The 14,818-nt window shown below is 29.1% G+C and carries 10 protein-coding genes; 2 read left to right on the top strand and 8 right to left on the bottom strand.

Features of this window, described 5'->3' with window-relative positions; translation table 11 throughout:
* Positions 1 to 85 precede the first annotated feature (85 nt).
* The 7 genes from T483_RS0126730 to T483_RS0126695 form a co-directional block, all read right to left on the bottom strand.
* A complete protein-coding gene (locus T483_RS0126730; RefSeq protein ID WP_026889591.1) occupies positions 86 to 4,033 on the bottom strand; it encodes a hypothetical protein in 3,948 nt (1,315 codons plus the stop codon).
* Between the two features lie 113 nt (positions 4,034 to 4,146).
* The gene (locus tag T483_RS0126725) at positions 4,147 to 4,986 is read right to left on the bottom strand and encodes a hypothetical protein (protein ID WP_026889590.1); all 840 of its coding nucleotides are present in this window, start codon (positions 4,984 to 4,986) and stop codon (positions 4,147 to 4,149) included.
* Between the two features lie 429 nt (positions 4,987 to 5,415).
* Positions 5,416 to 5,571, bottom strand: a complete 156-nt coding sequence (locus T483_RS31360; RefSeq protein WP_155268548.1) for a hypothetical protein — start codon at positions 5,569 to 5,571, stop codon at positions 5,416 to 5,418.
* 73 nt (positions 5,572 to 5,644) lie between these two features.
* Positions 5,645 to 5,836: a YwbE family protein gene (locus T483_RS0126715; protein ID WP_026889589.1), complete on the bottom strand. Its 192-nt coding sequence runs from the start codon at positions 5,834 to 5,836 to the stop codon at positions 5,645 to 5,647.
* Positions 5,837 to 6,346: 510 nt separating this feature from the next.
* A complete protein-coding gene (locus T483_RS29870) occupies positions 6,347 to 9,769 on the bottom strand; it encodes a chemotaxis protein CheB (RefSeq protein WP_051560580.1) in 3,423 nt (1,140 codons plus the stop codon).
* 422 nt (positions 9,770 to 10,191) lie between these two features.
* Complete coding sequence (locus tag T483_RS0126705; protein ID WP_026889588.1) at positions 10,192 to 10,971, bottom strand: class I SAM-dependent methyltransferase; 780 nt, start codon at positions 10,969 to 10,971, stop codon at positions 10,192 to 10,194.
* A gap of 1,067 nt (positions 10,972 to 12,038) precedes the next feature.
* On the bottom strand, positions 12,039 to 12,839 hold the full coding sequence (locus tag T483_RS0126695; protein ID WP_026889586.1) for a Tim44 domain-containing protein: 801 nt from the start codon (positions 12,837 to 12,839) through the stop codon (positions 12,039 to 12,041).
* Positions 12,840 to 13,212: 373 nt separating this feature from the next.
* Here T483_RS0126695 and T483_RS0126690 point away from each other — a divergent pair, with 373 nt between their 5' ends.
* On the top strand, positions 13,213 to 13,791 hold the full coding sequence (locus T483_RS0126690; RefSeq protein WP_026889585.1) for a sigma-70 family RNA polymerase sigma factor: 579 nt from the start codon (positions 13,213 to 13,215) through the stop codon (positions 13,789 to 13,791).
* Positions 13,792 to 14,143: 352 nt separating this feature from the next.
* A complete protein-coding gene (locus T483_RS0126685; RefSeq protein ID WP_026889584.1) occupies positions 14,144 to 14,344 on the top strand; it encodes a YvrJ family protein in 201 nt (66 codons plus the stop codon).
* A gap of 187 nt (positions 14,345 to 14,531) precedes the next feature.
* Here T483_RS0126685 and T483_RS32555 read toward each other — a convergent pair whose 3' ends face one another.
* Positions 14,532 to 14,699, bottom strand: coding sequence for a transposase (locus T483_RS32555; protein ID WP_278247497.1), 168 nt, complete (start codon positions 14,697 to 14,699; stop codon positions 14,532 to 14,534).
* Positions 14,700 to 14,818 lie beyond the last annotated feature (119 nt).

Here is a 14,818-nt window from a genome sequence, read left to right as displayed (position 1 = left end):
AAGAACAATTTTTATTTGCCACTCCAAATCTCATCTTCGTATTATTAGCCTAATGGGTATTGATAATCGGAAGTTAAATATCACACTATGCAAAATTGCACTTATCAAAAAAAGAGATAATACTCTCATTAATTTTTCCCATAACTTCATTCATTTGACCAATATCATCAACCTTAACAATGTCCAAACTTGCCTCTTTATAATCATTCAATAATGCCATAATTATTTGATAAGTCTCATATAGCTCCTCTGGTATCACATCATTAAGTTTTTTGAAGGAATTTATAATATCTTCAATAACTGAACAATGAAATTTTGCCCCGTCATCACACCAATTAAAGAAAACATCGTCTTGTATCAATATCCCCTTACTATATGATTTAATATATTTCATTACAGAAGTAGTATGATTATAAAACAGTGGTAGTGCACTTAAATTTCCAATAACTCTGTATGCATTGTAAAGTGTGTTGTTTTCATCTACCGGATGATTGTTAATTTCATCGATTTCATTTTTATCAAGCGGTTGTCTATAAATCATAAATTTTTCTATTTCTTCACACACTATTAAATTTTTAAGTTCTATTTTAAAACCACCAATAATTATGTCTTCATACAAAGGTATTGTAATAATGATTTTTTGAGCATACTCATTCATAAATAAACTATCAACAGATAAATTCTTCATTTCTGGAAACTCATTTTTGAATTGAGAAAATAATCTCTCACAAAAGTCATCAACTAGTGCTAAATCTAAAGAAATATATAATTTATCATCTATTGCATTAAATTTCTGTACTGTATATTTTTCAAATATTTTATCAAAAAAGTTTTTGATTTTCTTACGAGTCTGCTTGATTGTTTCTTTACACTCATATACAAGTGAATTTTCCTTTCTAACTTTATTGTTATATAAATATCTCCACATAACGGCGAGCAATAAGAGTTGCTCATATTCTTCTTTAAAATTTATATAACTACTAGTTTTAGAAAATGTTTCAGCATATTTACTTTGCATTTCAGACAAATCGGAAATAGCCCCTACAATATTAATTAAAGAAAGCCTTGCATTTTCATTTATTTCTTCTTGTTTATATCTAGACAATATAAGATCATCCTTTTGATTGATAAAATTAGTAAATGACATTTTATAACTATTCATAAATGAAGTAATATCCTTATTACCTTTTTGTTGATTCGTATTCTGCATACTATCAATTAACTTTACTTTATTTTTGCTAACATTTAATCCATATATGTCATTAACGCACTTTGGTGTTCGATATGTTCGTGTTGATATTGTTGCTACATCTTGATTACCTTTCTTATACTCTTGGGAAATAAATTTTTCAATATTCCCTCCTTTTTTATAAAAGTATTCAATTCCATTACACATTAATTTTGAGAAGTAAATAATACTTTTTCTGTCATTATCAATTAGTTCTTTAAAATCACTCCAATTTTCAGTCCTTTTTTCATAATCATCAATTTTTATAAGCCATCCATTTATTTGTACAATCCATATTAAAGGCAAGTTTTTTGACTCTATATTTTTTTCTGTATCTGGTGTTTGAATGCCTTGCATAAGGTTAGTGCCTAATGCTTTTACTCTATATCTTTGTTTATTATAAAACAGCCTTCTCATAATACAAATAATATCCATAACAATTTCATTCATTTCTATATGATTTTCTTCTTCATTGCCTTTAAAAGCATTTTGAATAAAATCTGCCTCAATATATTTTTCATCAATCTCTAAGCGTATAATATTATATTTTTTGCAAATTTCAGGCATTAAATATTTAGCAACGCTTTCATATATTTCTATTTTGTTTTGCATTTGAATTCCTACAAGAAAGTCGAGAATGTTATCAATTGAGTAATTATCTATATTAGTAATCACATCTTTACACAAAATACTATCTATAAAAATATTCCTTTGAGCTAACCAGAATAATACAAAACCAACTTCTGACAGATTATCATTTGAAGAAATATTACAATTATTCACTTTTTCCTTTATATTATTTATAAACATATCAGTTAATAAATAATCAACTTTATTTTGTGGCAATGCATTGATTAACTCTAGCATTTTCTGAGCTAATCTTGGATTAATCGTGCCAAAGCTATTAACAATTCTTGAAGAATCAAATTCAATATAACCTGTTGCATCTCCAGTAAACATGACAAAATTCCCGCCAAACAGTTTATTGGCTTCTTTATAAACTCTTTTATTATTTGTATACAATCTGTATAAATCTAACCACAAAAGAGCGCTTAATACACTTGCATAAGCTGTCCATGACAAGTATTCATCTTCTGTTATTTTTTTTATAAATGAATCTGTTATTCTGTTATTATAAAAATATTTTACTAATAACACTTGGAAAAATTCATCTACAACACTAATAGAATACAATAGAGTTCTCTCTTCATTCATGATACTATTTTTAGATATAATGCTATATAAAATTTCAGCTCTAACTGCATGTAAGCATTCAACATATTGATAATCGTTGCTTATTTTCACCAAATACTCTTTCTCAAACTCTTGTAGCATTTTTCTACTTTGATTACAAGGTAGCTTTTCAATTAATCTTTGTAGATTTATTTTTAAATTATTCCGCCCAACATAGCATATAACTTGAAGAATGTCTAACCATCTATCAGCATTAACCTCATTAGTAATAATTCTATTTATCTGCGATTCAAGCTTGTTTTTTAAGGTATCTGATTGGTTTAATAAATACATAAACTCCATAAACGGCCCAGTTTCACCAAATTTCTCCCAAGCCTGTTCAAAATTTAAAAAATATGGCGTGTCGTACACATTAAATATTTCCTCAGCTTCTAATTTATTAAAAGAAATTTCAATAATATTAGAATTGAATATATTTGAATCAATATCTGAACGATTAAAATCTTCTTCTCTAATAGTTATAAGAAGTTTCAATTTCATCCCACGTTTATTAATTTCTTCAGCTATCCATAACCATTCAGTATCATAAGGTGATACATCTAAATAAACAGCAATATCACCAGACTTATTAATAGACAATCCACTTAAAGCTGTAACAATATCAATAGCTTGTTTTGAATCAGTAAGTTTCTCTATAACAAACACATAGTTTTCAATGTAATTATCTATTAGATATCTATATGCTAATGAAGATTTCCCTTGACCCGAAACTCCCTTAACAACCACAATATTATTATTTTTAAAGCAATCTTGTATTTTATATAACCAGTCTCTTCGTACAATATCTAAACTATTTCGTATATGCTGTGGGTGAGCATTTACACCCATTCTATACTCTTTAATTAAATCTTCATCTGTTTTTTGTGTTTTATAATCGGTTAATTTAATAATTGTTTTTCCATATTGGGCACATAATCCATTTATTGAGGATATATCTTTTACAAAATCATCTATTCTGTTATCCCATTTTTCTTTTGATGTATGTTTTGCATATCTTGATAAATCAGAAACATAACAAATCAATGTATCAAAGGCTATTTGTGGAGCTGCCATTGTTTCTATTTTTTCTTCTAGTTTTTTAAATATGTCATTCTTTAGATTTTCTTCATCAACTTGAATGATAGATAAATTAGATAATATCCATTCAATCTCATCATTTGAATAATCAAATCCCAACAACTTACTTTTTATGCTTTTAATTTGAGATTCATTTTTCTTTATTAATCCCTGTAGTTCTTGTCCTATATTTCCAAATGAAATTACTGTTAAAATTATGTTTTCATTTTCCTTTCTACTTTTTAGTGCGCGTCTAAAAAAAGAATCTGAATCTTTAGGCGAAAAACTTGACAAAGCCAAGTCACTACTAAGATTCTTAATTTGAACCAATTCAATAATAGAATTACCTTTTTTTATCATTAAATCTTCTACTTTTTCAGGATAAAAATCATAATCCTCACCTAAATTCATAAGCCTATGTGCAATATACGTTGTTTGTGAAGAAAACCCTTTCCAAGCTGCCTTGGCGCCAATATCCGATTTTAAATTACACATATTATTCCTCCATGTCTTTTTATTTAAGCTATACTATTTTTATTAAATTCCAATTATTAGCCTAATAACTTACTTTTAAGAGAAGTCAAATCTAGCTAGAATGTATAGTTAAACTAGTCTTCCACTACCTTAAAATCTATAATATTGTAATTGCTATCACAAGTTATATGTATCTTCTTATTCGAAGCCCTGAATTCTAAATTTAATTTTGAATTCTTCTTATGCATTTCAGCCAGAATTAGACTCCTTTCTTCCACCCTTATCCTATCAGCTACAATTTTTCGGAGTTTATTAAAATTATATTTATCCATAACTTTCATTGTTATAGATTGTATTGGAAGTGCTAAGTTTCCAGTTAAAATAGGCTTCATAACATCCCAAGTAACACCTGAAGCTGCTGAACTCATAATAAAGTAAATTAAATTTTCAGCCGCTCCGCTTGCACCTCCGTCAAAGCTTGATTTTCCAATATTTAACACCTCATATTTTACATCATTTTCATTAAATACTTTTTCTATTTCCTTATTATTTAACAATCCACTTCCATCATTCTCTGAAATACTTAGTATAAATCCATCTTCTTCTAGTAGCTTTGAAAGTTTGTCTGAGTTATTAATATTAATATCTATAGTTCCATATTTATTCTTTAACAAAAATTCCCTACATTGTAAAATAATACTTTTTACTATTTCTTCTTGATTCACGGATAGCGTTTTATTGCGAAATATAAGATATACATCTACATAATATGTTTCATTAAAAAAGGCATACTTAAAACTAATCCAATCACCCTTCACTCTCATAATTAAAGCTCTCAGCTCTTCTATTTTTTCGTTATTAAAATTATTAAGTGAACATATATAATTTTTGACTTTTACTATATTAGTAGGAGTAAAGTCTCCACTTACAAAATCCATAGTTTCAGTATAAATGTTTAAATATAAATTTGACATGCTATTCCTCCTAGTATTTATTGATATCACATACTACTGCATTCCCATTCATCCACACAAATTTAATATCATTCTCAAACTTCCCATTATGGATATAATTAGTATTTCAACTTAGTTGTAATTTCGATTAATAGTTTATCATTATTATACTACAAAATTTTATTAATTCACCTATATTTTTCCTCTAGATTTTTATATTAAATATGAAAAGGTTAGAAGTAATTTTTACTTCTAACCTTTATACATACTATTAAATAATTTCCCAAGTAACTGTTATGGTATCACTTGTAAATAAATCCTCTGCCTCTAGATCAATAGCTTGAATACTTGACTCACAGCAATCCATACTACTTTCATATATGACACTATCTTTATGATAAATATTTATATCACTTTAACTATAATCAATGTTTATAATTTCTCCTAAGGTTACTTCTGCTGCTTTTGATATTGTAAGTGCTTTATATTTTTAGCATCCGATACTGATTTTTCAAGTAAAAGTTCCTTCATTTGTGAATAGTCTTTCATTTTATACTTAATTGAAAATTCTGATGCTAAAGTGCACTTTGATAATGCATGCAGCACTTTCCCTAATTTCTTCTAATGATTCAGCAGCTGCTTCCATTGATTGTTCATAAGTTACATAATATAATAACTGTTACTTTATCTCTTTCACCCTGCCCACAATACCGTTCTTAAGCATCACTTTTATGCCACGATGATGCTCTGATGAATTGGTAAGTATCTTCTCCACTATTCCTTCTGTCAATTTTCCTGTACGTTGATCCTGCTTTTGAACAACTAAAACCGTTGCTCCTATTTTAATATTACTTCTCTTTGTTCCGTTCATCTCAATTTCCTCTCATCTATGATTAATATTTATCCCATTGTACACTAAACTAATTATTATTTAAACCTTTCATATAAAACTTCTTACCTTAGCACAGTTAATCTGTTCTACTCACTTATGTCTAAGCCTAATTACCCCCTGCCCTCTATATCCTTTGGACTGTAGTGCTTACTCTTCCTTTCCTAAACATCTGAGTTTATTAACTGTATCAATTAAATCAACATTCTTTCTGTTAAAGCGACTAATTTATTTAGCTAAAATAATATCAAATTAATTTTCATAACTATCAAAGATTATTTCTTGAAAACTAGGTCTATAGATATTTTTGCCTGACTCTGTATCTGTATAGGCTTTAAACAAAATCCAGTTAGGGTTATATCATTAATAATTCTTTGAAGTCCTTTCTTTTGAGTATCACCATTTATATGATAAATAGTCAAAGCCAAAGTTTTATTTTAATACAATCATCAATTTATATCTATCTGGATTTTTTTAGTTGATCTATAGTAATTATTTTTTTAATTTATAAATATCTGCAAACTCTATATTTATCTTTTCCACATTGCCCTCTTGTTTGATTTCTGCTTTTATTGCAGTATTTTCTTCTGTAACTGTTTTTACCGGTATTTCAATGAGAAACTCTGTGCCTTTACCGTATTCACTTTGAACTGAAATTTTACCTTCATGCATAACCACTAGGGATTTAACTAGTGATAGTCCTATACCGCTACCTTCATGATTTCTAGTAAGAGATTTGTCTACTTGTCTAAATCGGTCAAAAATAATTTTTTGTTTGTCTTCTGGTATACCAATACCCGAATCCTTTACAGAAATTTGAATAGTTTCACCCTTATCTTTTATATCCACATTTATACTGCCGCCCTGGTCACTAAACTTTACCGCATTTGATAAAAGGTTTAGTATAATTCTTTCAATGCTATCTAAGTCGCAGGCTGTAATCTTTTCTTCTACATCTGTATCAAATACCAGTTCTATGCCTTTGTTTTCAATATAGTCTGCTACTGACAAGGTAATATTTTCAACAATCTCTACAATATTATGATTCTGCTTACAGATTTCAAAAAAACCCGAATCAATTTTTGTACTATCAATCATATTATTTACAAGTCTTAACTGTCTGTAACAGTTTTGTTTCATGATATTAAAATACTTCTCTTGCTTATCAGCTATATCCTTATCCCCTATAGCTTTCCTTTGGCTTTCTAAAAGCTGCAAGGTACTCATAATAACATTCAACGGCGTCCTAAGCTCATGGGAAAGGTTGCTAAAGAAATCAGCTTTCAATTGATCTAATACAATTGCCTCCTGTAACTTTTCTTTACTTTTACGTTGACTTTCTTCTGCTTCCTTCCGTGATGTAATATCAACAAGAGAAAGAACAACACCCTTAATAACATTTTCATTTGTAAGGAATGGAGAATACCTTAGTATATACCACTTATTGCTTATGCTCTTTATTTCCTTTTCAACTGAAATTAGGTTATCCATCACATTACGGGATATTTCAATTAAATCCTCATTTTTAAAGTTATGTGCTATATGGCCAATTGGGCGTCCGATATCCTGTTCTATAAGATTAATTTCCTTTGCAATAGCTGGTGTAAACTTCCTTACACGTAGGTTGATATCTAAAAACAAAGTACCTATAGTTGTACTATTTAAGAAATTTGTCATATCGTTATTTAAATCAGCCAATTCCTGTAGCTTATACTGGTATTGTGTGTTTACAACCATTAATTCTTCATTGACGGATTGAAGTTCTTCGTTGGTACTATGCATTTCCTCGTTAGAAACCAACAATTCCTCATTGGCTGATTGGAGCTCTTCGCTTGAAGTCTCTAACTCTTCTATGGAGGATTGAAGGCTCTCCTTGGTATACTGAAGCTCTTGTTCTAAGTCAGCTATACGGCTATGCAATTCACTTACTGTATCAAAATCTTCAACATAGTCTTTGTGGCTGCCGACACTATTAACTTCTTCAAATATTACAAGAATAAGTAAACCACTCTTCTTTGTAAACAGTGGTTTAACAACAAGATTAATGTTGTTTTCTTCTCGGGCTAACCTGACTTTAATATTTGAATAAGCAACGGTTTTTCTCTCTTTTCTAACCTTGCTGATTGCAGTTCCAACAGCGGTTGATAGCTCCTTAGGCACCATCTTTTGAATATCATAGCATACCGTTCCCCTAGGCACCTTCAAATATTTATCCACATCACCACAAATTTGTACAAGCCTACCATTCTCATCAACCAGCACACTTGGTGGTAAACATTCTTCTATTAAAATTGTATTGATATCTTCCATTTCTCGCTTGTTCCTTTCCACTGGAGTAAAATAATCTTCTTCAGGTTTTGACTGAATTACCTTTATACCTGTGGATATAACGGAAAAATCGTCTATGAGTGGACGCTTCTTTATATCCTTCTTTTTATAAATTTTCCACTTTGCATCAAAGGTAGAAAAATATTTACCCACTTCTCCGGTAGTTTCACTTGTCCCTAAAAACATAAATCCATTTGTTTCAAGGGCAAACTGAAAAGTTGAAATAATCCTTTTTTGAAGATTAGGTTGGAAATATATTAATAGATTTCTACAAGTTAAGAGATCAACTTTATAAAAAGGCGGATTATTTATTACGTTATGGCTTGAAAAAATAATCATTTCACGAAGGTGTCTTGAAACATGGTAGCCGTCCCCTTTTTTTACGAAGTAATGGTTCAAACGTTCAAGTGATACATCTTCAGAGATACTATCTGGATAAATTCCCTTGCTGGCATATTCTATTGATTTAATGTCAATATCTGTAGCAAAAATCTTTATATTTATATTTCTTTGGATGCTGTCCATATACTCTTTAAATAATATTGCAAGTGAATATGCCTCCTCCCCAGTAGAGCATCCAGCCACCCAAACCCTGATAACAGCATTGTCTGTCTTCTTGCCAACAATTTCAGGGATAACTTTATTTTTTATCAGATCAAAAGCATTGAAGTCCCTAAAAAATCTTGTTACTCCTATCAATAAACTATTGTATAAACACTCAATCTCTTCTTGATTTTCCTTTAAGTACGAAAGATACCCCTCTAGTGTTTGTATTTGACATATTCTTATCCTTCTATTAAGGCATCGCAGTACATAACCCTGCTTATAGAGGCTGAAATCAGTGGAATGCAAATTTTTAATTATATTATAAATTTGCAATAAAATATCCGCTGTTTCATCAACCGTTTCCGCTTCGTCCTCTATTACATTTATCAGTGAAGATTGGTTTGTATATCTTAGCAACTTTTCAGGTATGCTTGAGGGAGATAAAATAAAATCGCAGATATTGGCGGCAATTACACTTTTAGGCATTCCGTTGAATTTTGCAGTCTTAATATCTTGTGCTATTACAATACCGCCAGCTTCCTTTATTGCCCTAGCCCCCCGTGTACCATCACTTCCTGTACCTGAAAGTATGATTCCTATGGATTTTTCATTTATATCTTCAGCTAGTGATTCAAAAAAAGTGTTTATAGCGAGATTAATCTTGTGTATTGGGTCTTGTTCCTCAAGTAAAAACTGACCCTGTGATATTTTAACATTAAACTTTGGGGGGTTCAGGTAAACACACCCCGGTGAAATTTTCATTCCATTCTTTATCTGATATACTTCCATTTCCGTTTTTCTGGATAGTATTTCTGGCATAAGGCTTTTAAAGTCAGGAGATAAGTGCTGAATTACTACAAAAGCTATATTACTGGCAGGTGTCATGTTTGCGAAAAACTGTTCCAGTGCTTCCAGTCCCCCAGCCGATGCTCCAATACCCACAACATAAAAATCCCCGGTTTCTGTAGATGAACTACTCTTATCTAATTCTGGTTGAACTATTTTAGTCTGTTCCTCATCAAAGTTGCTTAAATCTATCATTTCGTCCTCCCCATCAAGGTCATATATAAAAAATCGTCTATATAATACAAATTATACCATACATTCGACCTTTTTTACACTCTTATATATGAGTATTGAGGTCTAATAATGCCACTTACTTTCATCTTCATCCTCCTTTATTTATCAGCTTTAAAATATCAGCTTTTTAATCTATCCTCTATCTGAAAAGCAGAAATACTTTAGTACTGAATCTGAATTTAATATTGATGGAACATTAAAACACAATTACGCAAAATCCAAACCTTAGCACAATATCCCAAGTTCTGCATAAATGTTAGACCCCTAAAGCAAAATCCCCCCAAACCTAATAGTCTGAGGGAACATAAAACACACTTCAATATTTACTTAAAAACCTTCAACCCCTTTGGTATCAGCCTATTTCTCATTTATATCTAAATTTTTTATATATTTTTTTCAATTACTCCATAAATAATTGAACCGCTTTTTTTGCCACCATAATATTTTTCTATTCCTAGCTTTTCAAAATCATTAGAGCCTTGTCTTTCTTTAATAACAACTCTTTTTGAACATACTCTAAGTGCTTCCATTAAAATATTTTTTGTTAACCCTTTGTGATCTGCAAAATCCCTAAAGGAATTTATTGATGTTGACTTTCTATTTGGTTCTTTAAACATAGGATCGAAATATACTACATCAAAACTATTATCTCTTTGCTTTAAAATATAATCTTCATATGATTCATTAACAACCTTTATATTATCTATATTTTTACCATTAACACCATTATAGTTTTCTAATCCACATTTACTTAAATAGGCTATATACTTATTAATTTCCGTTCCTACTACATATCCCTTTTCTCCAACAACTGCTGAAAAGACAAGAGAATCACTTGCAAGACCTAATGTACAATCCAATATACTATTTCCTTCTTCTAATTTTGTTGCCTCTATTATAGCTTCCTTATTTCCTTGTCTTATTGATTTAACCTTAAGTTCTGACATATTTGGATGCCAAAACAGTGCACTATCTTCTCCCTTTATAACAATCTTATCTCTTTCAACTACTAATAAATAGTCAAAACCATCTTTCAAAATTGTTTCCTTTATGCTAAAATTACCTCTTTTTATATATGATATATTTAAATCTTTAGATACACCTTTTGCTTTATAATTTAAACTCTCATCTGCATCTCTTGTAGTAGTAACTGCAATCTTCATTTTTCCCTCTCTGTCTTTCTTCATATATATTGTAAAAATAATTGTGAATTTATAATTACAAAATATATTGTTATTCTTTTGTTCTAACAAACATTATACTATATTTCAGTTGAAATATGAGTTTTCTTTATAGATACTGAAATACAATAGGACATTGTGCACAAATAACTCATAGTATTCTATAGAGTTACCGCACTAAATAATTAAAAATATTCTCTTTCTTGATTTTGACATAGAAGTTAAAAGCAAAAAAAGCGCTCCATCTAACCAAGACTAGCACCTTTTCTTAATTAACGTTATTAATTTCATCCAGCACTCTGTGAAAGTGAATATGCTGTAGCTTTATGATTCTTTACGTGATTGATTTTGCATATTCCTAATAATTTCATAGGAAAATAGTTCTCATCAACTTCCATAAATTGCAATTTGATTTTATGTATACTATATCTAAAATTGCACATAGTAATATTATAAGGAACATAACAGTTGAGCAAAGATTTATATATGCTCTTGAGTTAGGGTGTATATGGGTCGAACAAAGATTATATAATGGTCATAATATTATGGCTGTTATATTAGTCGGCGATAAGATTTTATATGATGGGGAAAAGTTTTATTATAGTTGATTTATATCTATTATAATGGTACTCCAACTTATTATATAAGGTCGAGTTAACATTATTCAATGTGTTGAATTGATTTTATATAGCCGTGAGGTTATATTGAGTTGAGTAAATATGTTGTTTGGTGGAGCAAACCATGATTATTAGGTTGTGATTTGTTGTATTATTAGTCGAAAGATTATTATATGATGATAAACTATCTTTTATTGTGCTAGTTAAGATTGTTGTGCTCTTTTAAAAAACAATATTCAGTACGATAACCATACTGAATATTGTTTTTTTAATTGCTCAATATTGTTATTTATATCCACTAGCAAATCGTTAGTAAACTCACTACTATTACCCCAGAGCTCCTAATTTAAAATTCCAATTTTTTATTCTAAATAAAAAAAGCTGAACAAGTTATAAAATTCAAATTTTTACAAAATACTGATTGCAGCAATTTTAATGATACCTATTAGATGCATCTATTCTAAAAAAATTCAAATTTGTTATCTGATCCATTTGTCTTATATCATCCAATACCCATCTCTTCTCGGTTCTTATAAATTTCCAATATTCTTCAAAGTAATCGCTTTTTGAAGATTTTTTCTCTATTGTCTTCTTAGTTTCCTCATTTATTGTATAATCTCTGCATTTCGCCTTTATATGAACCCATATATAATCCTTATCAATTCCTCCTAAATCCTGTAGACCTATAGGTATTACATCAATTAAAACCATATTTTCAAGAATGTTTTTCTCTTTTAACAGCTTCATCTCCTCAGTTTGAAATTTATGTTTACCATACAAATATTCACTCATAAATTCCTTTGCCAAATCTTGATTTCTTTCTCTCCATGCATTTTGTACCATATAAAAAGCATCCTTAATGTCTTTCATTAAATTATCATAATTCCAGTTGCCATCGTATTTAGATAAATTCTGCATTACTGAAATACATGTATGCTTCTTTTTATTTAATCTTACTTTTCGAACAATTATTGGTACAAAAATAATAGCACTAATTAATACCACTATAATTATTATTGCCTCCATAAACGTAGGCCTTTTTGATGGTCTAGTTAATGGTCTGCTGCTATGGGATGAACTACTGCTGTGAGAAGAAGATGTACTACTATGAGATGAACCTGATCCTCCACCTCCTGATCTTGCAAATGCAATTGTTTGTCCACTAAATATAAGAACTATTAATAATACCGTTAATATATTTTTTATAAAATTACCAAACTTAATCTTTTTCATAATTCTCCTATATATATCTAAAAACTATTTCAACTTATATGTAGTATTTTACCAAATATGAGAATAATGTTAAATAGTATTTTAAATCAATTTTTAAGTATTTATCCATATATGGATTATTATCTACAACTTCCATAAAGATGAATTTCCACATATAGTTCTACATTTAAAGTTTCTGCTATTTCATTATCCTAATTTGCTCTTGTAAAATAATCTTCACATGCTAGGTATCGGATAAAATTTTTCATTTTTATACGTCGCCACTGAAGATATATATAAATTAACCATATATACTAGATGTAGATATAATTTTATCTTTTCCACTGCATATAGTAGTAAAATAATTTTATCTGATTATCATAAGGAGGTCTGTATGGATTTTAATTACATTGAAGAACTAGTTTATAAATGTAAAAATGGAGATATGTTATCAAAAGATAAATTGGCTGAGGAATTTAAACCTTTAGTCCTTAATATTTCTAAAAGAACTTTTATTGATGGTTATGACATACATGATCTTCATAATGAATGTTACAAATCATTGTTCAAATGTGTTTCCATGTATAATTTAGAAAAGCACAGATTTGTTGCTTATGCCACTAATGCAATTAAAAATAATATGAATGATCTTATAAAGCGAATTAAAACTAGAAGCTCTACTGAAGGATATGATGCTTTGAGTTTCCATGATGATTTTGAAAAAGATTTGCCCTCTCAGGATATCAGCCTAGAAGATTTATTTTGTGAGGAATGTGATTATACGGATTTAAGACTAGCCCTAAATAATTTAAACGATGATGAAAAAGAACTTATAGATTTTATTTTCTTTAAAAACAATACAGTTCAAAATTATGCTCACTTTAAAAAGCTGTGTTACTCTACTGCTACTCGAAAAAAGAAAGTTGCTTTAAATAAAATCTTCAACTATATTTCCCTAAATTATCAAGCTTAAAGCTCCAAGGTTGCCCTTGGAGCTCTTATTTTTGTGGTGACATTATTAAATTCAAATGTACTATCAGATGAACTTGTTATTTTTAATTGTACTTTATACTATTCAAAAATTCTTAAGAATATATATTCTTAAATTCTTAGGAATTTATATATAATGCTTTTCTCTAATACCATTATCAGTACACATTATCTTACAAAAATATTATAGCTTTTAGAGACAATTTCTTTATTACCTTAGTATTAGACCTTAATTCATTAATAATATAATTCACATCTTTTGAATAATTATTTCACTATTCTTATGAAATAAAATACTTCCTCACATATATCCAATCTGAGGAGGTGGTGAACTCATGGAAGTTAATGAACTGATTAATTTGATGGTTAATAATGGCTTTGCTATTGCTGTTGCCGCATATTTGCTAATTCGCTTAGAAAAACAAATTAACAACTTATCTGGTTCAATTAATAAACTAAATACCATAATATCAACCAAGCTTGGAGTCGTTATAGATTCAGATGGATCTGGTGACGATTCTCATAAAGTAGCTTAAAAAAAGGCGATAAACATTAATTTTCAATGTTTATCGCCTTTAAGATTAATGTCTAATGAATGTTATTAACTCATTTACCATTTGTTTGTGATGTTTTACTATCTGTAGCTTTATTCCATCTAAATTATCATATAGACTTTTTGTCATTTCCAATGAACTGATGGTAGAATTCAACATATTAAATATTTTATGTACTTTTAATATGTTTTTTTAACTCTACAGCAGTTATCAATCTAAAGATTTGTTCTGCTGTTGAAACGCCATATTCTTTGCAGATTTCTTTAATCGGTTTTCCAGTGTTATAGACCTCTATTATCATTTTCTTAAAATCTTCTGTATAACTTTTCCTTCTCATTCGGACACACCTCTCTTACTTTAATTATAATTTATTTCAAGAATGTGTCCATAAAACTATACTAGCATCAATATTATAATTTAAATACATCTCATGTTGAAGTTAATCTCTTTTATATC

This window comes from Clostridium beijerinckii HUN142, assembly GCF_000621745.1.
GTDB lineage: Bacteria > Bacillota > Clostridia > Clostridiales > Clostridiaceae > Clostridium > Clostridium beijerinckii_A.
This window is presented reverse-complemented; position numbering and strand designations above follow the sequence as displayed.